The organism is Amycolatopsis sp. NPDC114503, assembly GCF_055633655.1.
This window is the reverse complement of sequence record NZ_JBVKDT010000025.1, coordinates 23,876-47,587: the sequence shown is the minus strand read 5'-3', so window position 1 is coordinate 47,587 and position 23,712 is coordinate 23,876. Positions and strand designations below refer to the sequence as shown.

General features: G+C 68.4%; 20 protein-coding genes. 5 read left to right on the top strand and 15 right to left on the bottom strand.

Features of this window, described 5'->3' with window-relative positions; genetic code table 11:
- Nucleotides 1-34: 34 nt before the first annotated feature.
- Genes ACZ7OI_RS48645 through ACZ7OI_RS48625 form a run of 5 tightly spaced genes read right to left on the bottom strand, consistent with a single transcriptional unit; the run spans nucleotide 35 to nucleotide 3,995 of the window.
- Nucleotides 35-1,360 carry a DNA polymerase IV gene (locus ACZ7OI_RS48645; protein WP_470270911.1) on the bottom strand — a complete coding sequence of 442 codons (1,326 nt, stop codon included), beginning with the start codon at nucleotides 1,358-1,360 and terminating at the stop codon, nucleotides 35-37.
- 1 nt (nucleotide 1,361) lies between these two features.
- On the bottom strand, nucleotides 1,362-1,667 hold the full coding sequence (locus tag ACZ7OI_RS48640) for a winged helix-turn-helix domain-containing protein (RefSeq protein ID WP_470270910.1): 306 nt from the start codon (nucleotides 1,665-1,667) through the stop codon (nucleotides 1,362-1,364).
- Nucleotides 1,660-2,307, bottom strand: a complete 648-nt coding sequence (locus tag ACZ7OI_RS48635) for a hypothetical protein (protein WP_470270909.1) — start codon at nucleotides 2,305-2,307, stop codon at nucleotides 1,660-1,662. Before ACZ7OI_RS48635 ends, ACZ7OI_RS48640 begins: the two co-directional genes overlap by 8 nt.
- A 54-nt stretch (nucleotides 2,308-2,361) precedes the next feature.
- Nucleotides 2,362-3,096, bottom strand: a complete 735-nt coding sequence (locus ACZ7OI_RS48630; protein ID WP_470270908.1) for an ABC transporter permease — start codon at nucleotides 3,094-3,096, stop codon at nucleotides 2,362-2,364.
- Entirely contained in the window at nucleotides 3,093-3,995 is a 903-nt protein-coding gene (locus ACZ7OI_RS48625) for an ABC transporter ATP-binding protein (RefSeq protein WP_470270907.1), read from the bottom strand. The genes ACZ7OI_RS48630 and ACZ7OI_RS48625 overlap by 4 nt, the downstream gene beginning before the upstream one ends.
- A 285-nt stretch (nucleotides 3,996-4,280) precedes the next feature.
- On the opposite strand from ACZ7OI_RS48625, the gene ACZ7OI_RS48620 reads away from it, so the two are divergent.
- Nucleotides 4,281-5,447 carry a macrolide family glycosyltransferase gene (locus tag ACZ7OI_RS48620; RefSeq protein ID WP_470270906.1) on the top strand — a complete coding sequence of 389 codons (1,167 nt, stop codon included), beginning with the start codon at nucleotides 4,281-4,283 and terminating at the stop codon, nucleotides 5,445-5,447.
- 49 nt (nucleotides 5,448-5,496) lie between these two features.
- On the opposite strand, the gene ACZ7OI_RS48615 is transcribed toward ACZ7OI_RS48620, so the two are convergent.
- From ACZ7OI_RS48615 to ACZ7OI_RS48600, 4 genes are read right to left on the bottom strand one after another with little or no spacing between them, the layout of a single operon-like run.
- Nucleotides 5,497-7,224 carry an aminotransferase class V-fold PLP-dependent enzyme gene (locus ACZ7OI_RS48615; RefSeq protein ID WP_470270905.1) on the bottom strand — a complete coding sequence of 576 codons (1,728 nt, stop codon included), beginning with the start codon at nucleotides 7,222-7,224 and terminating at the stop codon, nucleotides 5,497-5,499.
- The gene (locus ACZ7OI_RS48610) at nucleotides 7,221-7,988 is read right to left on the bottom strand and encodes an amino acid ABC transporter ATP-binding protein (RefSeq protein ID WP_344269526.1); all 768 of its coding nucleotides are present in this window, start codon (nucleotides 7,986-7,988) and stop codon (nucleotides 7,221-7,223) included. Before ACZ7OI_RS48610 ends, ACZ7OI_RS48615 begins: the two co-directional genes overlap by 4 nt.
- Complete coding sequence (locus ACZ7OI_RS48605; protein ID WP_470270904.1) at nucleotides 7,981-8,874, bottom strand: amino acid ABC transporter permease; 894 nt, start codon at nucleotides 8,872-8,874, stop codon at nucleotides 7,981-7,983. The genes ACZ7OI_RS48610 and ACZ7OI_RS48605 overlap by 8 nt, the downstream gene beginning before the upstream one ends.
- Entirely contained in the window at nucleotides 8,861-9,808 is a 948-nt protein-coding gene (locus tag ACZ7OI_RS48600; RefSeq protein ID WP_470270903.1) for an ABC transporter substrate-binding protein, read from the bottom strand. Before ACZ7OI_RS48600 ends, ACZ7OI_RS48605 begins: the two co-directional genes overlap by 14 nt.
- 99 nt (nucleotides 9,809-9,907) lie before the next feature.
- Here ACZ7OI_RS48600 and ACZ7OI_RS48595 point away from each other — a divergent pair, with 99 nt between their 5' ends.
- Nucleotides 9,908-10,294 (top strand): pyridoxamine 5'-phosphate oxidase family protein, encoded by a 387-nt coding sequence (locus ACZ7OI_RS48595; protein ID WP_470270902.1) that lies wholly within the window; start codon nucleotides 9,908-9,910, stop codon nucleotides 10,292-10,294.
- Between the two features lie 247 nt (nucleotides 10,295-10,541).
- Here ACZ7OI_RS48595 and ACZ7OI_RS48590 read toward each other — a convergent pair whose 3' ends face one another.
- The 3 genes from ACZ7OI_RS48590 to ACZ7OI_RS48580 form a co-directional block, all read right to left on the bottom strand.
- On the bottom strand, nucleotides 10,542-11,741 hold the full coding sequence (locus tag ACZ7OI_RS48590) for a GTPase (protein WP_470270901.1): 1,200 nt from the start codon (nucleotides 11,739-11,741) through the stop codon (nucleotides 10,542-10,544).
- Between the two features lie 967 nt (nucleotides 11,742-12,708).
- Nucleotides 12,709-14,481 (bottom strand): dynamin family protein, encoded by a 1,773-nt coding sequence (locus ACZ7OI_RS48585; protein ID WP_470270900.1) that lies wholly within the window; start codon nucleotides 14,479-14,481, stop codon nucleotides 12,709-12,711.
- Nucleotides 14,482-14,578: 97 nt separating this feature from the next.
- Nucleotides 14,579-15,895 carry an IniB N-terminal domain-containing protein gene (locus tag ACZ7OI_RS48580; protein ID WP_470270899.1) on the bottom strand — a complete coding sequence of 439 codons (1,317 nt, stop codon included), beginning with the start codon at nucleotides 15,893-15,895 and terminating at the stop codon, nucleotides 14,579-14,581.
- Nucleotides 15,896-16,199: 304 nt separating this feature from the next.
- Between ACZ7OI_RS48580 and ACZ7OI_RS48575 the strand changes: the two genes are divergently transcribed.
- The gene (locus ACZ7OI_RS48575; RefSeq protein WP_470270898.1) at nucleotides 16,200-17,342 is read left to right on the top strand and encodes an Hsp70 family protein; all 1,143 of its coding nucleotides are present in this window, start codon (nucleotides 16,200-16,202) and stop codon (nucleotides 17,340-17,342) included.
- Nucleotides 17,339-19,999, top strand: a complete 2,661-nt coding sequence (locus ACZ7OI_RS48570; protein WP_470270897.1) for a helix-turn-helix transcriptional regulator — start codon at nucleotides 17,339-17,341, stop codon at nucleotides 19,997-19,999. The genes ACZ7OI_RS48575 and ACZ7OI_RS48570 overlap by 4 nt, the downstream gene beginning before the upstream one ends.
- A 13-nt stretch (nucleotides 20,000-20,012) precedes the next feature.
- On the opposite strand, the gene ACZ7OI_RS48565 is transcribed toward ACZ7OI_RS48570, so the two are convergent.
- The 3 genes from ACZ7OI_RS48565 to ACZ7OI_RS48555 are packed head-to-tail and all read right to left on the bottom strand — an operon-like array spanning nucleotide 20,013 to nucleotide 21,998.
- Complete coding sequence (locus ACZ7OI_RS48565) at nucleotides 20,013-20,756, bottom strand: ferredoxin reductase (RefSeq protein ID WP_470270896.1); 744 nt, start codon at nucleotides 20,754-20,756, stop codon at nucleotides 20,013-20,015.
- Nucleotides 20,726-21,325, bottom strand: coding sequence for a sulfite oxidase-like oxidoreductase (locus ACZ7OI_RS48560; RefSeq protein WP_470270895.1), 600 nt, complete (start codon nucleotides 21,323-21,325; stop codon nucleotides 20,726-20,728). Before ACZ7OI_RS48560 ends, ACZ7OI_RS48565 begins: the two co-directional genes overlap by 31 nt.
- 49 nt (nucleotides 21,326-21,374) lie before the next feature.
- Nucleotides 21,375-21,998 (bottom strand): pentapeptide repeat-containing protein, encoded by a 624-nt coding sequence (locus ACZ7OI_RS48555; RefSeq protein ID WP_470270894.1) that lies wholly within the window; start codon nucleotides 21,996-21,998, stop codon nucleotides 21,375-21,377.
- Nucleotides 21,999-22,140: 142 nt separating this feature from the next.
- On the opposite strand from ACZ7OI_RS48555, the gene ACZ7OI_RS48550 reads away from it, so the two are divergent.
- Nucleotides 22,141-23,541: a hypothetical protein gene (locus ACZ7OI_RS48550; RefSeq protein ID WP_470270893.1), complete on the top strand. Its 1,401-nt coding sequence runs from the start codon at nucleotides 22,141-22,143 to the stop codon at nucleotides 23,539-23,541.
- Nucleotides 23,542-23,712 lie beyond the last annotated feature (171 nt).

Sequence of the window (23,712 nt, the reverse complement as noted above, 5' to 3'; positions counted from 1 at the left end):
GGGTTAACACCCCGGTCGTGACCAGGCGAAATGCTCAGGCCAGACAGTCGGCGGGCTGTCCGCGAGTCAGCGCTGAATCGGTCTGGTCGAACGTCCGCGCGACGCCAGGGCCGGACGTGCGCGTCTCGAACCGCACTGTCACCCGGCCGTGCCCCGCGCCCTGCACCCAGCCCGTGCCGTACTCGGCGTGCACGACGTCGTCCCCCGGACGCCACCCCGACGACGACACCGGCGCGCTCCCGCCCGGCGACGGCGCGGAGGTCGAGGTGACCACCGGCTCCTCCGTCGCAGCGGGCACCGTCAAGCTGAACAACGCGTCCTGATGCGGCACCGAAAGCCCGCTGAACGCAACTCCCGCCAGCCGCACGCCGCCGAACTCCTGCGGGTCGAGCAGCAGCCGTTCCGCAGTAGCCGCAAGCTGTTCGAGGTCATCGGTCGGCGACGCGGTGGTCTCGGAGCGAGTCACAGTGCTCATGTCCGTATGCCGCAGCTTGATCACCACCGTGCGCGCGACGCGACCAGCCTTCACCAGCCGAGCGTGTGCACCAGCCGCGATTTTCCTTACCTCCGCGCGCAATCGGACGAGATCGACCACATCAACGTCGAAGGTCGTCTCCGCGCTCACCTGCTTGGCTTCGCCCCGCTCCGCGACCGGACGGTCGTCGAATCCGCTCGCCAGCCGTCGCAGGTCGCGCCCGACCACGCCACCGAGCGTCGACACCGCGTCCGGCTCCGGCAATGCCGCTAGCTCGCCCAAGGTGAGGACACCGATCGTGCGCAGTTTCGCTTCCGCCACCGGCCCGATCCCCCACAACGCGCGCACGGTCAGCGGTGCCAGGAACTCGCGTTCAGTGCCCGGCGGCACGACGAGCAGACCGTCCGGCTTCGCCCGGTCCGAACCGATTTTCGCGACCTGCTTTCCGGTTCCCGCCCCGATCGACGCAGTCAGCCCGGTCTCGTCCCGAATCCGCGTCCGCAGGTTCTCCGCCCACTCGGTCACCTGCTCGACCGACGCGCCCGCCAGCACCGGCGGTTCGGCGAACGCCTCGTCGAGCGAAATCCGTTCCAGCACCGGCGCGACCTCGCCGACGACGTCGAAGACCTGCTTGCTCAGGACTTCGTACAACCGGAACCGCGGCGGCAACACGACTCCGCCGGCCGGAAGCAGCCGTCGCGCCTGGGACATCGGCATCGCCGAACGCACGCCGTACTCGCGGGATTCGTAACTCGCCCCCGCGACGACGCCGCGATGCCCGGTGCCGCCGACCACCACCGCACGCCCGCGCAACGTGGGCCGGGTGAGCTGTTCTGCGGAGGCGTAGAACGCGTCGAGGTCCAGGTGCACGACCCAGCGAGACATGTCAGGTTCCAGCGTCCAGGAGCCGTTGCAACGCCTTCGTGTAGCTCTCGAACGCGGCCCGGCCCTTGCTTGTGAGCCGCACCAGCGTGACCGGCGTGCGGTGTTCGTAGGCCTTGGTGATCTCGACGTACTCGGCGTCCTCGAGTTTGCGCAGATGCGTCGAGAGGTTGCCCGCGGTCATCTCCAGCAGCTGCTGCAGCCGGGGGAAGGTGATCTGGTCGGCGGGAGGCAGCCCGGCGAGCGCGACCGTGACGCGCAGCCGCGCCTGGGCGTGGATGACGGGGTCGAGCTCCGGCAGTTCAGCCACGGGGCCGCACCACGTAGACCAGCGCGGCGACCGCGAATCCGCCGCCGCCGGCGAGCGAGAGGACGAGGAAGTTGCCTGGCACGCCGACCAGGACGCTCGCCCCGCTGCACACGATGATCCAGCCGCCGAGGAAGTACTGCCGCATGTCCTGCCACAGCATCCCGCCCGCGAGGTAAAGCGCTCCGGTGAGCAGCAGCGAAGTGCCCGACCACAAAAGCGGCACGAGATCGGAGCCCTCGGGAAGGAGTTTGGTGATCCGGATGTCGATCAGGCACATCCCGGCGAACGAGATCCCCCACGACCAGCCGTACATCGCTCCGATCCGCCGTGACGGGCCGCGAATCCCCCGGCTGGGTTTGCTGCCGTGCCAAGCCGAGTAGAAGATCGCGCCCATCATCAGCACCGCGACGACGATTCCCGCGACCCAGCCGGGAAGCAGCGCCGCCGACCGGTCGTCGGCGAGGTAGACGAGTCCCCAGCCGACGAGCCAGGTGAACGCCCAGACGCCGAACAGACGCGCCGGGCTCACTCGCAGCTCCCGGCGCGTCCGCTCGTTCTGCCGGGCGATGAGTTCGAGCGATTCCGCCGCGGACAGCGGCTCGCCCTCGTCCTCGACGGGGTCACCCGCGTCGTTGTTCACCCCGAACCGCCCTTCCCCCGTACTGACCCCGCATGCAGCACGGAAGCTAACACGTCACGCGACTTTCACCGGGCCCAGCCGGAACCGCCGCACCACCACGAGCGCGGGCACGACCAGCCACACCGCCAGCACGCCGACCGCCAGACCGAGCCCGCTGGCGTGATCCACCGGGAGCGTGCCGACGCGGCCGAGCCAATACGTAGGGAAGAAGTGCGCGACCGCGGTCATCCATTCCGGCAGGAACGCGAGCGGCATCCACAACCCGCCGAACACACCGAGCGGCAGCATCAACGCCCCAGTCATCGCGCCGACCGTGTCGCCCTTGCCGAACAGCCCCAACAGCAGTCCGAGCACCGCGAACGGCAACGCACCCAGCCACAGCGAGACCCCGCTGAGCAGCCACTGTGCTGTGGTGAGCTGCACACCGCGCAACGCGCCGCCGATGAAGATCACCAGGACTACCGGCAAAGCCATCGCCATCGAGGACACGATCTTCACCATCAGGTAGTCGGGTCCACGCATCGGTGTGAGCCGGAGCTGCCGCTGCCAGCCGTCAGTCCGCTCGGTCGCGACGCGGGTGCCGGTGAACAACGCGCCGCTCATCGCGCCGTACGCACCCATGTTGATCATCGTCGTGACGCTGCCCCTGACGCCGTTCGCGCCGACCTGGTCGCCGAACAGCCCGCCGAACAGCAGGAACATGCCGAGCGGAACCACGATGGTGAACAGCGCGAACTGCGGGCTGCGGACGATGCGCAGGATCTCCAGGCGGAGGTAGACGAGGTTCATCGGAGCGCTCCCTGCGGCTCGTCGGAAGTGAGGGCGAGGAACGCTTCCTCGAGCCCCGCGGAGGTGATCTCGATCGAGCTGGCCCGCGGGAATGTCGTGAGCAAAGCTCGGATCGCCAGGTCGGAGTCAGTACAGCCGAGTTCCGCACGATCGCCCTGAACACGTGCCCTGGCGACCCCGTCCAGCGCGGCCAGAGCTTCCGTACGGGCGCCCTGTACGACTGCCCTGATCACTCGTCCGGACACATTCGCGCGCACCTCGTCGACCGCCCCGTCCGCGACGATCTTCCCGTGCCGCATCAACACGACGCGGCCCGCGTAGTCCTCGGCTTCGGCGAGGTAATGCGTCGCGAAGAGGACGGTCCGCCCAGCCGCCGTGAACTCGTGCATCGACGCCCAGAACTCGCGCCGTGCATCGACGTCCAACGCTGCCGTCGGCTCGTCAAGAAGCAGCAGCTCCGGGTCGCCAGTGAGCGCGAGCGCGTACCGGACCCGCTGAAGCTGCCCGCCGGACAACTTGCCGCATCGCCGCTTCGCGAACTCCCCGATGCCAGCCCGCTCGTAAACCTCCTTGGCCGACAACGGATCCCGGAACATCGACCGATGCAACTCGACCAACTCGGCCGGCGTGACGTCCCGCAGCAGGAACCCGTTCTGCACCATCGCCGCGAGCCGCCCGGAGTCGAGCGCCGCCCGAGGCGAACCGCCGAACACCTGCACGCTCCCCTCGTCCGGCGAGGTGAGCCCGAGCAGCATGTCGATGGTGGTCGACTTGCCCGCGCCGTTCGGCCCCAGCAGCGCGACGACCTCGCCGCGCCGCACGGCCAAGGACACGCCGTCGACCGCGCGGACCTGCTTGAACTGCTTCACCAGGCCGGTCAGCCTGAACGCTTCTGTCATCTCGTCCCCCAGTGCTTCGCTGTCCTGAACTTTGTAACACAAAGTAGGTTGAAATAGAAAGTAGTGGGCAATGCGGAGTTGTTCACCACGACAAGCTGGCGACGGCTATGCCCGGCAAATCCGGTTGCTCCCCGCAACCGGCGCCACTACCGTCCCGATCCATGACGATCTTCGCCCGCCGCCGCCTGTCCTGATCCCGGCACGACTCTCCGGGCCGCCCGCCACCGGGCCGCCCTCGCTGTGCGTGCCGGACCGCATCTCGTCCGGAAAGGACACTTTCGCCTCATGGGCAAGCACATCGTCGTGATCGGCTGTTCCGCGCCCTCCCACGTCTACCCCTCGCTCGGGATCATCCGCGAACTCGTGCGACGCGGGCACCGGGTCAGCTACGTCGTGGGCGAACCGCTCGCCGAGCTGGTCGAACCGACCGGCGCGGACGTCGTCGCGCACCCCACGATCTTCCCGATCGGCCCGGACGCCGAATGGCCGGAGGACCCGGCCGAAGCGATGCGCGTCTTCCTCGACGAAGCCATCGCGATCCACCCGCAGCTGGTCGAAACCTTCGACCAGGACCGCCCGGACCTGCTGCTCTACGACATCGGCGGCCTCGGCGCGCCGCTGCTCGGCCTCCGCTACGACGTGCCGGCGGTGCAGCTCTCCCCCACCTACGTCGCCTGGGACGGCTACGAGGAGGAACTCGCCGAGGTCCTCAAACCGATTCGCACTTCACCGTCCGGAGTGGACTACGACCGGACGTTCACCGAATGGCTGGCGGAACACGGCGTCGCCGAAGACGCCTGGACGTGGCTCGCGCGACCGGTGCCGATCCTGTCGCTGATCCCGCGCGCGATGCAGCCCAACGCCGACCGGGTGCCGGAGGACCGCGTCCAGTTCGTCGGCCCGTGCCTCGACCCGGCGCGTGCGGCAGAACACTGGACGCCGCCGTCCGACGGGAAACCCGTGCTGCTCGTGTCGTTCGGCACCGCGTACAACGACCAACTGGACGTATACCGGCACTGCATCACCGAATTCGACAGCTGGCACGTCGTGCTCTCGATCGGCAAGCACGTCTCGAAGGACGATCTCGGCCCGCTGCCGGAGTCGGTCGAGGTGCACGAAACGGTGCCACAGCTGGCAATTCTCGACGCCGCGTCGGCCTTCATCACGCACGCCGGCATGGGCGGCTGCACGGAATCCTTGTGGTACGGCGTCCCGACGGTCGCCATCCCGCAGGCCGTCGACCAGTTCGGCAACGCCGCGCAGCTGGAGGCGTTGGGGGTCGGCAAGCATCTGCCCGCGGATCAGGTGACCGCCAAGTCCCTCCGTGAAGCCGTCGACGAGGTCAGCAGTTCGCCGGACGTTGCCGCGAGGTTAGCCGAACTGCGCGCGGAAATCCGGGCCAACGGCGGAATCACCGCGGCTGCGGACGCGGTGGAGAAATTCCTGAAGTAAGCACGCACGGACTGCCCGGGCTGGACAGCACCAAGCCCGGGCAGTCCGGCTATCCAGCCCGAATCTCGTTGAGGTAGTTGTAAATCGTGTACCGGGTCACCTCGAGCTGCCCGGCCAGATGGTCCACGGCGTCCTTGATCAGGAAGTACCCGGCCTCGTCCAGCTCGCGGACCACCGCCGATTTGTGCCGCTTCTTCATCAGCTCCACCGGAATCCCGGACTTCCCGATCGCCCGCCCGACGAGGAACCGCTGCAGGCTGTCGACGTCCGGCAGGAACGTCTCCTCCCGCCGTTCCTCCGACGTCTGCGCCGCCGCGGGAAGTTCGCTGTTCACGCACAGGCAACCGATCGCCGTGCCCTCGGCGTCGCGCAGAAACAACGTGGACGACCGGATCTCGCGGCCGTCCGGACTGTGCGTGCGGTAGTTGGTCAGGTCCTGCGTCGTGCCGCGGCGGACGAGCCCGAGCAGCAGATCCGTCATCGGCCCGCCGACCGAACGCCCGGTGAGCTTGCCCGCGATCGCGACGATCGAGTCCGGCAGCCGCGACAGGTCGTGCAGCAACACCTCGTTGCCCGGCCCGAGCATCGCCGCCAGCCCGTCCACCGCCGGAATCAACGCGGTCAGCAGCTCATGCGTGGCCGTGCCCGAAACCGACGCGACCGGCACGACCCGGCGAGGCCGGATCAGCGTTTCCAAAGCATCCCGCACCAAATCGGCAGCCGCCGGCGGAGTCGACGCGTGCGGCGACAACCGGACGTGTTCCGGACGCACCGTCGCCGCGATCCCCGCCGCCGTCAACGCCGCCCCGACCTGCTCCGCCGGCTTGTCCGGCAACGAGAACGCGAGAATCCCGGCTCGCCGTTCAGTCGCTGAGACGATCTCCGCGCCGAACGAGCGCAGCACGTCCTCCAGCTCGCCGACGCGTTCGCCGATCCGCCCCGCGATCGCCGCGACACCGGTTTCCTCGACCAGTTCGAGCGCCGCCGCGAACGCGCCGGACGTGACCGGGCTGAGGTTCGAGATCGACCAGCTCGCCGCGGTCGGGTCGGCCGGGTGGATCTCGTTGTCGAACAGGCCGGGGTCGCGCGCGCCGGTCCAGCCGGACAGGATCGGGTCCATCCGCGCGAGCGCCCGGTCGGACAGCACCGCGAACCCGGTTCCCCAGCCCGCCCGCAGCCACTTCTGCCCGCCGACCACGAGCACGTCGGCGACCTCCCACGGCGCGTCGACGACCCCGAAGCCCTGGATCCCGTCGACCACCAGCAGCCGGTCGCCCACGACCTCGCGCAACGTGGCGAGATCGGCCCGGTACCCGGTGCGGAAGTCGACGGCGCTCACCGAAACGACAGCGGTCTCCGGCGTAAGCGCTTCCGCGAGGCGATCGGCGGTGACGTAGCCGCCTTCCAACCGCCGCATCCGCACCCTTCCGGCCTGCTCGGCGCGTGCCCACGGATACGTGTTGGCCGGGAACTCCGCGGCCGAAACGAGCACCTCGCCGTGGCTGTTGAAGGCCGCCTGGAACAGGCCGAGGCTGGTGTGCGGGAGCAGCACGGTGTGGTCGGTGTCGCTGCCGCAAAGCCGCGCGGCCGCTGCTTTCGCCCGGATCTCCTGCCGCATCAGCTCGTCCACAGTGGACGGACCGGCCTTTGTCGTCGCCTCCAGCAACCGCGCGGTGGTGTCGAGCACGGCGTGCGACGGCGGCCCGAACCGCGCGAAGTCCAGGTAACCGGCGGGCTCGTCGAACTGGAGCAGGTACCGGGGCGGGATCCGGGTCACGAGAGGACCCGCGCGAGGAACTGCCGCGTCCGCTCGTGTTCCGGCGACTTCAGCACGCGCTCCGGCGGCCCGGTTTCGACGACCGCGCCGTCGGCGAGGAACACCACCTCGTCGGCAGCCTCCGCTGCGAAGGCCATCTCGTGCGTCACGACCACCATCGTCATCCCCTCCCGAGCCAACGTACCCATCACCGCGAGCACCTCCCCGACCAATTCCGGGTCCAGCGCGGACGTCGGCTCGTCGAACAGCATGAGCTTCGGCTTCATCGCCAGCGACCGCGCGATCGCGACGCGCTGCTGCTGCCCGCCGGACAGTTGCCCTGGGTAAGCGCCCGCTCGGTCCGCGAGCCCGACCCGGTCAAGCAGGTCCAGCGCCTCTTTCCGCGCCTGTGCCGGATCGACGCCGAGCACCCGCACGGGTCCCTCGACCACGTTCTCCAGCGCCGTCCGGTGCCCGAACAGGTTGAACCGCTGGAAAACCATGCCGATGTCGCGGCGCTGCCGGGCGACGTCCTTCTCCCGCAGCTCGTACAGTTTGCCGCCGCGCAGCTTGAACCCGATCGGCTCGCCGTCCACCCAGACCTGGCCGCCGTCGATCGTCTCGAGATGGTTGAGACAGCGCAGAAACGTGCTCTTCCCCGCTCCGGACGGCCCGAGCAGGCACACCACCTGTCCTTTGCGGACCTCCAGATCGATGCCCTTGAGCACCTCGGTGTGCCCGTAGTTCTTGCGGACCCCCACAGCTTTCAGCAGCGGCTCAGACACGCGCACCCCTCACCAGCGGCATCCCCTTGAACGCCTTCCCGACCCGCGCCACCGGACTCCGGTCGGCCGCCCCGAACGATCGTTCAAGGTAGTGCTGGCCGATGCCCGCCACCGTCACCACGACCATGTACCAGACGGCCGCCGCGATCAGCGTCTCCATCACCAGCAGGTTGTTGGACGAGATGTTGTTGGCCGCGTGGATCAGCTCGGTCACGCCGATCACCGAAGCCATCGACGTGCCCTTGAGCATGTTGATGAAGTCGTTGCCGGTCGGCGGGATGATCACGCGCATCGCCTGCGGCAGCACGACCCGGCGCAGCGTCGCGCCAGGCGTCATGCCGATGGATTTCGCCGCCTCGGTCTGTCCGGTGTCGACGCTGGTCAGCCCGGCCCGGACGATCTCCGCCATGTACGCGCTCTCGTTCAGCGCCAGTCCGAGCAGCGCCGCGGTGAACGCGCTGATCAGCACGTTCGTCGGCTCGTGGACGAGGTAGCCGCCGAACGGGAGCGGGATCGAGACGGTCGGGAAAATCAGGGCCAGGTTGTACCAAATCAAGATCTGCAACAGCACCGGAAGCCCGCGGAACAGCCAGATGTAGGCCGCCGCGAACCACTTCGCGACCGGGTTGGCACTGAGCCGCAGCAACGCGATCAGAATGCCGAGCACGATCGCGATCGCCTGCGCGATCACCGCCAGCACGACGGTGTTGAGCAGCCCGAGCGCCATCACGCGGTAGAAGACGAAGTCGGGTACCGAACCCCACTCGATCTGCGCTTGCGCGAGCGCGAACCCCAGCAGTACCAGCAGCGCGACGATCACCGCCGCGCTGACCCAGCGACCCCAATGCCGCAGCCGGACGATCGGCAGCGGTTCAGCTTCCGCCATTGACGGCCGCCTCCTTGATCGCACCCTGCTCGACTCCCCAGGACTGCAGGATCTTGCCGTACGTCCCGTCGGCGACGAGCGACTGCAACGCCTGCTTGACGGCGTCACGCAGCTTCGTGTTGCTCTTCGCGAACCCCATCCCGTACGGCCCGCCCTCGATCGGCTGTCCAGGCACGACCTCGAAGAACTTGCCGTCGCCCGCCGTGCGCGAGATGTAGACCGCGCTCGGCAGGTCATTGAGAATCGCCGCGACACGACCGGTGCGCAGCTGATTCTGGTTCTGGTTGTCGCTGTCAGTCGCGGTCACCGTGACCGCCGGCTTGCCCGCCTGCGTGCACTTCGCGCTCTGCGTGGTGGCGAACTTCTGGTGACTGGTGCCCTGTACGACTGCCACGTTCTTGCCGCACAACGTGTCCGGTCCGGTGATGCCGTCCGGGTTGCCCTTGCGGATCATGATCGTGATGCCGGACGAGAAGTAGTCGACGAAGTCGATCTGCTTCTGGCGTTCCTTGGTGTCGTTCATCGCCGCCATGGTCAGATCGACGCGGCCGGACTGCAGACTCGTGATAAGCGAACCGAACGCCAGATCCTGGTACGCGACGGTCACCCCGAGCTTCGCCCCGACCGCCTTGGCCAGATCGACCTCGTAGCCGATCGGCGTCTTGCCGTCCGCGGCGTAGAAGTTGTTCGGCGCCGACTGGATGTTGGACGCCAACCGCAACGTCTTGGCCTGCACCACCGCCGGCGGCAATGCTCCGGCGAGCTGCGGGTCAGCCTTGATCGCGCCGAGCAACGCGGCGTTGTCCGGAACAGCGCTCGGCTTCTGCTGTTGCCCGCCACCTGCCCCGTCGGGACCCCCTCCACAGGCGGTGGAGAGCGCGAGCAAGCCGCCCAGCAGTACGGCCTGCCAGGCACGGGAACGAAGCGACGACATGCGGAACCTCCAGGACGTCGTTGGTTCCGCGGGACGCTACAACTGGTTGTTAAAGAGGTCAACAAGAAGTTGAATTCCTGTCTCGTCTAGCGTGCGGACATGACACTCGACGAGGGCTTCCGCCAGTTCTGGACCGAACGGCGGCTCGCGTCGCTCACGACGGTGCGCCCGAACGGAACGCCGCACGTGGTCGCGGTAGGCGTGACAGTCGACTTCGAGCAGGGCCTCGCCCGCGTGATCGCCTCCGGGACGTCCTACAAGGCCCGCCTCATCCGCGCCGCAGGTGACACCGGGCTGGCCGCCGCGGTGTGCCAATTCGAGGGCCGGACCTGGTCCACGCTGGAAGGCCGAATCCGCCTCCTCGACGACGCCGCTTCGGTCCGAGACGCCGAAGAACGCTATGCCCAGCGGTACCGGCAGCCGCGCGAGAACCCACAGCGAGTCGTCCTGGAACTCACCATCGGACGGGTGCTGGGCAACGCCTGACGCTCCGCCCTTCTGACTGGCTGCCCCGGTCGAACGCCTTGGTCACTCGCCCTGAACAGTCGTCCAGGCATCTGCCTCGGCCACTCGCCCCGGTCGATTGCCCTGGTCAATCGCCCTGTCAGTGGTCCAGGTCAACCGCCCCGGACGACTGCCCAGGTCAACTACTCGGGTCAATCGCCTTGATCAATCGCCCTGAGAAGTCGTCCTGCCATCTGTCTCGGACAACCGCCCCGGACGACTGCCCGGGTCAAACGAACTGCGCCAGCAACCCCTCCGCGCTACGCACCACAACCTGCGCCGCCGCCCGCTCCGCCAGCGCCCGGTCCGGCCGCTCCGCCTCATGCCGCCACCGCATCACCGCGTCAAGACCGACTTCATACATCTCGCGAGGATCCGTACCCGCCGCAAGCCCCAGTCGCTCCTCCGGCTCCGTCCCCTCCGCACCGAGCAACCGCACAGCCTCTTCCGCCGACTCCCCCGCCAGCGCGGTACGCCCACCGCGAATGTCCGCAATCAACCGCAACTCGCGAAAGTCATGCGCACCAGCCGAAAACCGCTCAACCCGCGCCGCAAGCCGATCGCTGTGCGGCCGAGGCTCCGCATTCAACACGGTCTCCAGGCGAATCAACGCCGTCCGCGCACGCAACGCGTCCGCACGCGCAGCGAAACAACCCGCAATGGTGTCGCGAAGCTCGCCAAGACCACTACGCCGCACCAGTTCCGTCGACAGCTTCACTCGGTCGTCACAGCCCGTACGGATCAACGTCAGCGCAAGCTTCACCCCGAAGAGCCCGAAGCGCACCACCAACGACCGTCGCGTCTCGACCGACACCGGTCCCGGAAACGCCGGATCAGTAAAGGAATCCACCGACAGCAGATACCGCTCCAACTCCTCACGCGGTACGGCCGCGAAGGCCGCGAGAAGCTCGAACTCGTCGTCAGTGAACGCGCGCGCCCCGTACGCAAGTTGCGCCGCCACCGCGATGACGCCCTGGAATCCACTGCACAGCGGATCTTCGCGCCACGCACGCCGCGCAATCTGCTTCGCGGTAAGCAGTGCGTCAATCCGCCCCGCGCCAGTCTCGTCTGCGCGCGCAAGCACAAGGATCGTGTCGACGGCCGTCTGTCGCGCGAAGGGTGAAGGTGCTGTCGGACGCAGCGTCGCCAACTGATCGGGCTCAAGGTGGCGCAGCAGCCGTACGGATGCGTCAGTGAGCGTCGACGGATGCGGCGCATCGAGAAACTCCAGATCACGCAACGCCCGCGTCGGCCAATCGCCCAACGCCGCAGCCAGCGTGGACTTCCCCGTCCCCGCAGTCCCGCCGATGCTCACCCGAAGCGGCTCGTCGAGATGATCAAGCGCCTCCCCCAGCAACGCCGAAGCCCTCGGACTGTCGCGGTAGTACGCACAAGCATCCGCCAGAAGCGCCCGAACGTCCTCAACCACGCGCGACACCACTCCTCACTCGCCTCACGCCACCCGGCACAGTCCCGCACATCCTCGACTACCCGGCGACACCCCGCTCACCGACCACCGAATCCGGCCATCACCAATCCGGCCGACAACCCCCGAAACCCCCTCAACCGCCCAAGAACGCCACATCCTCCGACTCAGCTCCCACGCCCGAAGCGGTTCGCAAGCCTCGACCCATCGACCAACCACCGAGCCGACTCCACACAAAACTCGTCCCAGCTCGCCAAACCGCGTTCACCGCAGCAAAACGCCTCAACGCGCTGGGGGCCAAATCACTCCCACGATGCGGAAACCTGCTCAGCAACCACCGACCCATCTCTCAGGAGCCGCGCCTCATTCAGCCAGCGCCGGATCCCGCCGAAGGCTCGGTTCGCTCAATCCCGAAGAAAGCCACCAACACGACCAAAACACGCCGCATCCAGCCATCTCCACCGACGTCGCGCACGCAACTCCTCAGGCACCGGACGGCGCACAGGCCTAGCCGCAAGATCCGTCAGCACCGCTGAGCACGCCGCGCCCAACCAATCCAGGCGAAGTCGCGCAGCCAGCTCCGCGGACACCTGATCAGCCAGCATCCCCACTCGCCAACCTGCAGAAAGCCGCTTGCCTGCCCGAGCACGCCGCGCCTAGCCACCCCAGGCCGAGGTCACCGAGCAACGGCCCCCAGGTGCCCCACTAGCCAGCATTCCCATGTCCCGCCCGCACTACCGGAACACGACGCGCCCAGCCAGCCGAGGTCAAGCGGCAACTCCTCCGGCGCCCGACTGGCTAGTATTCCCACGCCCCGCCACAAAAGCCGCCAGCGCAACCGCAAGGCACCGCTCAGCCAGCCCAGATCAAACGGGCAACTCCCGAGGTACCCAACCAGCCAGCATCCCCAAGGCCCTCCCCAAGAAAGCCGCAGCACTGCCCGAACACGCCGCGCCCACCCGAGCCGAAGTCACGCAGGCAACTCCTTAGGCGCGCGATTGGCCAGCATCCCCAACTCCCCAGCCCTCTTGTGCAGCCCAGCGAGCCGGTCGATCTCCCGCCGCAGCGACGCACTCCGCCGCTCCCGCTCGGCCGACCCGGCGATAATCATCTCGCGTTCCCGCGTCAACTCGTCGGCCAGACCGTCCGCAAGCTCGGTGAAGTGGTCCCGCAACCGTCGCTGCACATGGCGGATCGCGTCGCGGCACTCCTTGCTGAACCGCAGGAACACGTCGTCGACATGCCGTTGCGCGGTCATCTTGGCCACTGCCTGCCGACGTTGCAGCCGCATGCCGCCCTCGTCGCTGATCGTTTTCGCCGCGAACGCGACGCCCGCGCCGATCGACACCGGGTTGATCAACGGCAGTCCCGCCAACCCGGTCACCAGACCGAACATCAGCACGCCACCGTACGAACCGCGCAACCCGGTAAACGCCTTCTGCCCGATCTTGAACCGCTCGATCCGCGGTTGCCGAACCTCGGCGATCTGGTCCACACCGGAGTCGATCAAGGCCAGTTCCGGCAGGTCGTACTGCGCGCCGAAGCTCACCGCCACCGCATGCGCGATCCACTCCGCACGTTCGGCCGCGAACGTATAGGTCGTCTCGACCGCTTCCGCGAGCGTGCTGTCCAGCCACGGCCCGAACTCGTCCCACACCTTCACCGGATCCCCGCGGTCGAAGGTCTCGTCGATCGTCTCGACGATCTTCCGAGTGCGTTCGCGCAGGTCGTACTCCGCGTCGGACTGCAGGTCGGCGATCTCGTCCGACAGCAGGTTCTGCCAGCGGCTGTTGCGCCGGCGCAGCTCGTCGGCGCGACGTTGGGAGCGTTGCAGCAACGTCGTCTGGTCGACGCCTGCTTCCTGCCCCGCCGCTTCGGCTCGCGCGCGCAAGGTCTCGACCAGCTCCGCTGCCGCCGCGCGCACGCTCACTGCGGCGAGCAACGCGGCCGTGCTCTCCGCCGGCCGCGAAACCTGCGTCGCGATCCAGGAAAGCAGCTCCGGGAACCCGGACCGCACGTTGAGGTCTTGATCGCCGCCTTTGGCCGCAGCGAAACGAACCGTCGCGGATACCGGCAGCACCGGCGAGTCGATCCCGGCCGAGGACAACGCGGTCCGGTTCTGTTCGGCAACCGTGCGCCATCCGGCGCTGACATCGATCTTGGTCAGCGCGATGACCACGTGCGGACACCACGTCCGGACGTGGTGCGCCAACGCCAGCTCGGCCTGATCCAGCGGAGTGGCGACGTCGGAAACGAGAATGACCGCGTCGGCGTCCGCGAGAACGTCGAGAGCGGCAGCCGTGCGAGGCGACCTCGGGTCGCCGATCGCCGGGGTGTCGATGAGCACCAGGCCCGCGGACAGCAAATCGCGCGGGACCCCGACCTCGACCCGGCGCAGCGACCCGGCCGGCCGTGCGCCGACCTCGCCGGTCAGCTTCTCGATCTCGACCGGGATGCGTTCGTCAGCGCGCCCGACGAGCGTTGCGCCGGGTTCGGTCGCGTACGCGACTTCGATCGGCACTGCGGGTGTCGCCGCATCGCCGACCGGACAGACCGGCGCGTTCAGCACCGCGTTGACCAGGTAGCCCTTGCCTTGTTTGGGAAAGCCGAGCACCGCGACGCGCGTGCCTCCCGGCGGCCGGTCCTGACGCCGGCGAAGACGTTGGGCCAGGTCTTCGCGGCCGTGCTTCCGGCAGGCGTCCGAGGTCTCGGCGAGCACTTCGAGCCAAGCTGGAGCCGTCACGGCGAACCAGTGTCCCCTGTGTACGGGGAGTATCCGAACCGGGTGGTGGCTCCGCGGTCGCACCCAGACCGCGGAGCCAGTCCCGAATTACCCTTGCTCAGAGGGAAATGTGCAGCTCACCGCCGCCGTGCGAGGTCTCCGCACCGGCGTGCAGGTCAAGGCCGAGGCCCTGGTGCCCGAGGTCGGAAACCGTCGAGACGGTGTCGTGCACCATGCCGACGCCAGCGTCGGTCCCGGTGTGCGTCTCGGTCGCGGCGTCGGAACGCTCGGCGTCGCCGTGCGACATGAGCGAGTGCGCCTGCTGGGTCACGCCGTTCACCGCGTGGTTCAAGCCCTCGGCGCTGAGCGTGTTGCTCAGGCTGCCGACGTTGTCGGTGACAGTCCCGACAGCGTCGCTGACGTGCCCGGCAATGCCGCCGCCAGCCTCGGTCGCGTGGTCGGCGACCTGCGCGCCGGAACTCGCGACCGGCAGGTCGCCGACGTTGACCGGCGAAGCCGCGGCGAGCTCGCCGCCGACGTGCTGCACCTGCGAGACGGCACCGTCAGCCGCGGAGGCCGCCTGCCCGCTCGCCTGCGCGACGGCGCTGGAGTCCAGCCCGCTGGCCAGGTCGTTGCCCAGGGCGAGCGCACTGGTCGGGTTCTGCACCAGCGCTGTGACCGACGCGGCAGCGTTCTGCACGTCGCCGACACCCGGAACCGAGGGCAGAGCCGGCGCGGCTGGGAGACCCGGCACCGCCGGAACCGACGGCAGCTCGCCGGCCACCGGCAGTGCCGGAACAGCGCTGGCGACGTCGCCGACACCAGGCAGCGCGCCGACGCCCGGAAGAGCACCGGCACCCGGCAGCTCGCCCAGGCCAGGCAACTGGCCAACGCCCGGGAGCTCGCCGAGACCCGGCACCGCCGGCAGCTCGCCAAGGCCCGGCAGGTCGCCGGCCACCGGCAGCGCCGAAGCACCAGCCACGTCGCTGACGACGGGCAGTTCGCCGAGACCAGGAAGGTCGCCGACGGCCGGCAGCGCACCCGCGCCCGGCAGCTCGCCGAGACCGGGCAGCTCGCCCAAGCCCGGCACCGCCGGCAGCTCGCCGAGGCCCGGCAGCTGAGGCGCACCCGCGGACGCGGCCGCACCGCCGACCGAAGCGGTGAGCGCCTGCAGCTGCTCGATCGCGCCCTGCGGACCGTCGCCGAGCGCAGTGGTCAGGTCGCCCGCCTGGGGCAGGTGACCAAGAGAGGCCAGGTGGTCCACCGGGACGTAGTCGAGCACCAGCGGCGCGACCTCGTTCACGTCGGCGGCGCTGATGTCGCCCAGCCCGGCAGCGGCCAGCGCGGCCTGCGGGTCCTGGCCGAAAGCGGCGAGCGCGGACGGGTCTTGGAGCAAGGTGAGCGTGAAGTCGTGCAGAGTCTGCACCGAATCCATGGGGGGATCTCCACTTGTAGTGATTACGGGGAATGCCCGGCCCTCCCCGGCCGGGCGTGGCGCCCAAGGTAGGGACGGGGCACCCCCGCTCACATCGGGGTTTACACCCAGTCGCGCCTCGCTCAGCCGTTAGGGGGTCGATATGAGATCGTTAGGGAGTTAGGGGATCGGACACGCGGAACCCGGTTGGGTTAAATCCCACCCCACTCTTGCCCGTCTGACCCGAACGGGTGAGGATGCGTATCCGTTCAGTGAGTTACGCCCCTTGGCCGAACCCTGACTGCGACGAAGGGAGGAAGCGGCGGTGCCCTACGTGCTCGGCATCGACCTCGGCGCTGCCCGGACCCACGCCGCGCTCCGCCGCAGGCAAGGTGACCGGTGGGACGATCCCGAGCCGTTGTGGCTGGGCGAGACCTCCCCGGCGACCGCGACCGCGCTCTTCCTCGACGACGAGGGCTACCTGCTCACCGGCGACGCGGCCACGCAAGCCGGTGCCGCCGTGCCGTCCCGGCTGATCACCGGCTTCCACCGCCGCGTCGGCGACGACGTGCCGGTATTCATCGGCAGCGAACCGTTCACGCCGGAATCCCTGACGACAGTCTTCGTCGAAGGCATCGCCGACGTCGCGGCCGGCCAGACCGGCGGGCCACCGCGACAGCTCGTCGTCACCCACCCTGGTGACTGGGGCGGTTACCGACGCGATCTCCTGCGCCAGTCGCTCGCGGAGTCCGGATTCAACGCGGTCACCCTCGTTCCCAGTGCGGTCGCCGCGCTCTACGCCCACCTCCCGGAGCCCGGCGCGGGCGACCGGACGGCCGCGGTGTGCGAGTTCGGCCCGGACGGCGTCACCGTCACTTTGGCGACCGCTTCGGGAGCCAGCGGATGGATCGCCCGGACCAGCACGGAAGGCGTTGCCCCGGGTGCCGCGATCACGACCGCGTTCGGTCTCGCGCAGGCGGCCAACGTCACCCCGGAATCGCTGGCCGGCATCGTGTTCTGCGGCGAACCCGGCCAGGGCGCTCGCCCTGGACGCTTGCCCTGCCCGTTCTTCACCGGCCCTCAGCCTGCGGATACGGCCGCCATCGGCGCCGGGATCCTCGCCAGCCAGCGGACGAGGCCCCTCGCGCGGCGGGAAGCCCCCGCCCCCGAAACCACCTTGCTGCCGCGAGTCGACCGAGAACCCGAACTTCCGGACAGACCCGAGCGGCCGCCGGTGGAGATCACTCCATTCACGCTGCCGGAGCCCGAGGGCGCTGCCAAACTGATGCGTCGCTGGCGACCGCTCGCCGCCGCGGCAGCGGTGCTGGCGATCAGCTCCTCGATCCTGATCGCGGTCCTCACGTCACACGAAGCGACCGCGGACAAGGAACCCGCTTCTCCCCGTCCCCCTGTCCTGAGTTCGTGTGCCCACCCAGCCACAACTCCCTCCGGTGAAGGTCACTGTTGAACGCACTGCTGGCGAAAACCGGCAACGACGCCGTCCACCCCGCAGCCCGCCGCCTCCTTGAACAACTCGCCGACACCCCCGCGGCCCCAGTCCGGCTCGTCGTCGTGGCCCCAGGCGGCTACGGCAAGACTGCGTTGCTGGGCGCCCTCGACCGCAGCTACCGCGAGGCAGGCGTCGAGGCCACTGTCGTCGACGACGCCGACCAGCTCGACGACGAAGACCTGACCAGGCTCACCATGCTCGCCGCCGCCGAGGAGGGACCGCTCGTGGTGGCACACCGTCCGAACCCTCGTGCGCAAGCGTTGCGAGCTCTCGGCGAAACGCTGCTGCTGCCGCCGCTGACTGTCGACGAAGTCGGCAAGCTCGTGAAACAACTCACCGGCCGCACCGCGGATGCCTCCGCCCTGCACGCCAGTACCGGCGGTGTCCCCCGCCTTGTGGAACGAGTCGTAACCGCCCGACTCGCCGACTTCCGCGCCGAACTGGCCGCACTAGACGACGACGTTCTCCGCTACCTCATCGCCGCCGAAGCCGGCGCGGCTCGCAACCTCGACCTGCTCTGTTCCTTGCTGGAGCGCACACCGGACGAACTGCCCGAAGTCGTCGACGGAGCCCGCGCTACCGGCCTCCTCGACGCCGAAGACATTCTGCTGCCTGCCGCAGCCGAAGCAGTGCGCGCTTACGGGCCGCCTGCCCGTCGCCTGGCGGTTTTGCAACAGCTCGTGGAAGCACAGCTGACCCGCGGCCTGCCTGTACTTGATCTCGCGACCTCGCTCCTCGACGCAGGCAGCTCCGGTGCCTCCGCAGCGACCGCATTCGCGACCGCAGCAAGCGAAGCGCTCCCCACCGATCCAAAGCACGCCGCACGCCTCTTCGAAGCCGCAGCCGAAGCCGGTGCCCGCGACGCCGCGACTACCACTGGCTGGGCCCGCGCCGCCGCACTGTCCGGGGATCTGGACACCGCCCTCCGTCTAGGGGACGGCATGTTGTCTGGCGAGGACCCCGAGGCACGAGCCGCCGGTGCGGAGATCGCCGCGACGGTCCTGGCCCACCGCGGTGAACTGGCCCGAACCGCAGAGCTGTACCGCTGGGCCGCAGCCACGGACAACTGGTCTCGTCAGCACGCAGCCACCCCGGCGTCCAACGCTGGCGGCAACGGCTCCACCCCGACAGACACCGAAAGCCCCGGTGCCGCAGCAACGAGCAGCCAAGACCCGGCGGTAGCCAATTCGTCGCACGCTCAAGCCTCTGCAGTGAACGCGGCCGAAGCTCCGGCCGATCCTGCTTCTCCAGCACCAACCGCATACGTTCCCAACGGGAATGCCTCTTTCCCGACGTCGCCCCAACCAAATGGCGAAACCTATCGCTGGGTGGGCCCTGGCGCGGTGGATGCGTTCGCCACGATCGCCCTCGTCGGAACCGGCCAGGCCACCGACGGCCAAGCTGTCGCCACCGTCCCGATACCGGGCGCCGCGCCGACGTTGTTCACCGGTGCTGCGGCGCGAACAGCGACCGGGATCGTGGAGTCGGTGTTCGGTTGCGGGACCGAGGCGTTGCCGACGCTCGTAGGTGCCGCGGCGATGCTCGAACCAGCGGTCGGCGGTGCGCCGCTTCCGGACAGTCCGGCCGCGCTCGCCGCGCTCGCTGGTCTGCATGCTGGCGAACTGGCGCTCGCCGAATCGGTGTTGGAACGAGCGTTGGCGAGCAGCGTCGGCGGCGACCTGCTTGCCACCCGGCACCGGCTGCTGCTCGGTTGGGTCGCGATGACCGGCGGTCACCTCGCCGCCGCGACTGAACACCGAGACGCCGTTGCCGGCACCAAACTTGAAGCCCGCGACGAACTGTTCTTCGCCACGCTGGAACTCGGCCTCGCGCGGCGGGCGAGCGATCTGGTCGGGCTGCAACAGTCGTGGGAGCGGGCGTATCAGGCTTCTATGCGTCAGCAAGTGGATCTGTTCACGCTGTTGCCGTTGGGAGAACTGGCAATCGCGGCCGCTCGGACCGGTGCGCACGCCAAGCTGTCCCGGCGGCTAGAGCGCGCTCACGCCATGCTGGGCCGTCTCGGAAATCCTCCTTTGTGGACAGTCTCGCTGTGCTGGCACGAACTGCACGCCGCGATCACCACCGAAGACCGAGCCACGGCGGAACGGCAACTGGCTGCGCTGAACAGCTTCGCGGACTGCGGCCGCTATCCGGCCGCGCTCGCCCGCGCCGCCGGGTGCTGGCTTGCCGTGCTCAGCGGCACGTTCGATCCGGGCGAAATCTCCGCAGCGGCCGCGGAACTTCATGAACTGGACTTGTGCTGGGACGCTGCCCGACTTGCTGGCCAAGCCGCGATTCGCACCTCGGACCGCAAGGCGATGGTCCAACTCCTCGAAGCAGCTCGGCAGTTCCAAGGCACAACTGGACGCCTCGAATCCTCCACCCCGACACCGGGCGCGGCGACCGGATTGAGCGCGCTGAGCGAACGAGAACTGGAGGTTGCCCGCTTAGTGGTCGACGGTCTGACCTACAAACAAGCTGGCAGCAAACTCTTCATCTCAGGCAAGACCGTCGAACACCACATGGCCCGCATCCGCGGAAAACTTGGTGCCGCAGACCGTCGCGAGCTGCTCGCGACCCTGCGTGAGCTGCTCGCCAAGCCGACAGTGCACTAAATCGCGGACAGCCTCAGTCCCGGCTGGGGCCGAAACGCTCGGTCCGGATCGACTGCGGCGAATGTCCCAGCGCGAGCATGATGTCCGCGGCGGTTTCGACGAACCCGGTCGGCCCGCAAATGTACGTGGTGGCACCGAGTTCAGCTGGCCATGCAACAGTGCTCAACGTGGCGACGTCGATGCGCCGCGGAACTCCGGGTCGCCCTTCCGGGAGCTCTCGCGTGTAGACGTAGGTGATGTCCAAACCTGCATACGGTCGGCGAAGTTCCTCGGCGTAGTACAGCTCCGCTGGGGTGCGCAGCGAATAGACCAGCCGGAACAGCGCTTTGCTGCCAGATTCACGACGAGCCCGGATCATCGACATCAGCGGGACGATGCCTGCGCCACCGGCGACGAGCAGCACCGGTGCTGAATCAGTGGGAGGCCATACGAACCAGCCGCCGATCGGGCCGCGGATCTCGACCGGGTCTCCGATCGCGTAAGGGCCGGTCAGGTGTTCGGATACCTCGCCGTCGGCTACCCGCTGCACGGTCAGCTCGATTCGGTCTCCGTTCGCCGGCCCGGCGAGCGAATAGCTGCGTTGTGCGGTGTAGCCGTCAGCTGCGGTGAGACGAACGTCGACGTGCTGTCCCGCGAGATGGCCGGGCCACCCGGGGATGTCGAAGACCAGAGTGCGCGCGGTCGGCGTCTCCTGGCGGATCTCCGCGAGCCGGGCGACGCGCCACGCTAGTCGCCCTGATACCGCTGTTCCCGCCATGGATCTCCGTAGTCGTGGTAGCCGGCCGTTTCCCAGAAGCCTGGATCGTCCTTCGTAGTGAGTCGCAGCTTGCGGACCCATTTCGCGGACTTCCAGAAATAGAGATGCGGCACCAGCAGCCGGGCGGGGCCGCCGTGTTCCGGGGTGAGCGGTTTGCCGCCGTACTCGTAGGCGATCCACCCTTGTCCGCCGAGCAGGTCGGCGAGCGGGAGGTTTGTGGTGTAGCCGCCGTAGGAGTGCGCCATGACGTAATCGGCGGCTGTATCGAGGTCCCCGACGAGCGCGTCCACTGGGACGCCGCGCCAACGAGTGTCCAATTTGGACCATTGAGTGACGCAGTGGATGTCAACCGTGATCTTCTCGCTGGGCAGCGCCATCAGCTCCGGCCACGACCACGACCGACGTTCGCCGCTTTCGGTCACCACCGCGAACTCCCACCGCTCGGTGCTCACCCGAGGGGTCGGCCCGGCCGAGAGAACCGGGAAGTCTTCGGCGAGGTACTGCCCTGGCGGCAACCGCGGGTTGGCACCACGGGCGCGTCCGGTGAAGCCTGGTGTGACGACTCCCATCGCACTCCCTTCCGGACATACCCGGCAGCCCAGCCTCTTGGACGTGAGACTACCCGCGCACCTGCAACCCGAGCGACGTGACGAGCACCGCTGCCTGCTCCGGGGACACGATCGCGCCAGTCAGCGACGCACGGGTCAGGTCAAGCGACGACAGATCGCTCCCCCGCAGCTCAGCGCGCGTGACGTCGATGTCCTGCAGTTCTGCTCCGGACAGATCCACGTCGGTAAACACAGCCCCTGAGCACTTCGCCTTCGTGAGGTCCGCTTCGCGCATCCGGACGCCCTGGAACGTGACTCCACGCAGGTCGGCACCGTTCAATCCGACGAAAGACCAGTCTCCGCCCGTTACGCGCAACGGCCGCAGGTCGCAGTCCTGGAACCGGCTGCCGACCAGCTTGCATCCGGTGAACTCGGCATCGAAGAGGTTGCACCCCTTGAACACGCATCCGGTGAACGCCGAGTCGGTGTGCCGCGAAGCGTTGAACTGGACGTTCCCGAACACACAGTCCAGGAAGGTGACACCGCGCGTGACGGCCTCGGTGAGATCGACCTGGTGGAACTCACAGCGCACGAACCGTCGCGCCGTGAACTCCTCCGCGTACCAGTCTTCCCGCCGGTAGACGCGGTCCTCGACCGTCTCGGCGGCGGGCGGCTCCGGGTCGTGTTCAGACATTCGCCAAGCCTAGTTCGCTCGCCTGCCGGCCGGGTACTGGACGCGACGTCCGGCGTCTCGCCGCCACGGGATTCTGGCTGGTGGCGGCCAGAAACGCCGGGACCGCCGCGCATGCCGTGCCGCCTGTTGCCAGGTCGGTTGCGTGGTCGGCTCCTTCCGCTCTGTTACGCGGCCCATGCCACAGCGAGGAGCGGTCTCCTCAGGACAGCCATACGATGGCCGGATGAGCGAAGGCCGATGGTTCGATGCCTGGGTGCCTTGGCCCGAACTGTCGGGCCTGGCCGCCGCGGGCCGGGCATTGCTGCCCGCCGTGCCCGCGACCCCGGCCGCGCTCGCCCGAACTGTCACCGAGCAACTCGTGGGCCGTCGTCTTACGACCACGGTGCAAGGCCACGAAGTCGGCCTGACCCTCACCGAACTCGATTACCCGGCGGATTCGCTTCGGCTGGCCACCGGTCGGGTGGGAGACGTCCGCATTGTCGCGGAGGACGTCGATTGGCCAGTTCCGAGCAGCTCGGCGGCCCCCGTTGAGCACGGCGTCGGCAGCCTTGCCGGCACTGCTGGCTCGTCTCGATACGGAGCGGCTGCAGCAGCGTCGAACGCGCGTGGTGAAACGAAGGCCCCGACCACCGCGGGCGCATTCGGTGTGCCGGCGAGGAAGGGCACGCGACCTCCTGCCGACGAGCCGAGGAGCACTGACGGCTCGCCGGACACGACTGGTCTTGCGTCTGGCCGCGTCGAGCAGCCCGGCGACGACCGAACTGCCGCACGCCCATCCGGTCTACGAGAGAACACGGCATCGTCGGATTCTGTTCAGGCACAACGTGATCACCGAATCGCGGAAGCCACACCAGGTGTCGCAGCGCGGAACCCCACCTCGGCACCTGACGCACCAAACGCGGAACCGCACGAAGCTGAGCTACTGCCTTCTCGGCGGAACTCCGGACGGCCGTCCACCAGCCGCGAAACCGACTCGGCAAGCCAGCCAGCTGCCGACACGCCCGCACAGTCAGACGTCGACCGCATTCCGCTGCGGCGCGTAACCGTGCTCGCCAAGGACGTACGGCTTCGAGGACTGCCTTCGCCAGCGGTGATTCCCGGATCTGTCGAACTCGAGATCGAAGTGAGCGGGGCTGTGGTGCGGGATCGGGTTGCCGCGGTACGTCCCGATCTGATCGCGACGCCGCATCCGGAAGGTTTTCGGGTGCGCTGGCGAAAGCGTCCGCACTGGGGGCATTTGACCCTCGTCGCAGACATCGCAGACGAAGCAATAGTGCTGACCCCGACCGCGCTCCGTCTCGGACGATGGGAGAGGCGTCCGCCGAAGCGGATCCGGCCGATCGTGCTTCCGCTCCCGGATCTGCCGAAAGGGTTGCGGCTGACCGGAATCCGTCCGGACGAAGACGAGCTCGCGCTGACGATCGCAGCCGATGAATGGCCCGGACGGCTCGCCCGGATTCCCTTGCCGGACATGCTGACCTGGCTGACGACAGCGGCAATGACACTGACACTTCCCGGATTCGGATCACGGTCCCTCCCCTGAACCGGCAGCGGCGTCCACCGGGCCCCGTCTGGGCCCGAGCAATGGATGCGGAACTGCCGTGATCCAGAGTGCTCGAACATCCGTTCGGAATCATCACTCGATCGGGGAAAGATCGAAAACCGTTGGCGCACAAGGAAAACTCGAAAACAGCCCGAAATCCTGTCGGTGCGG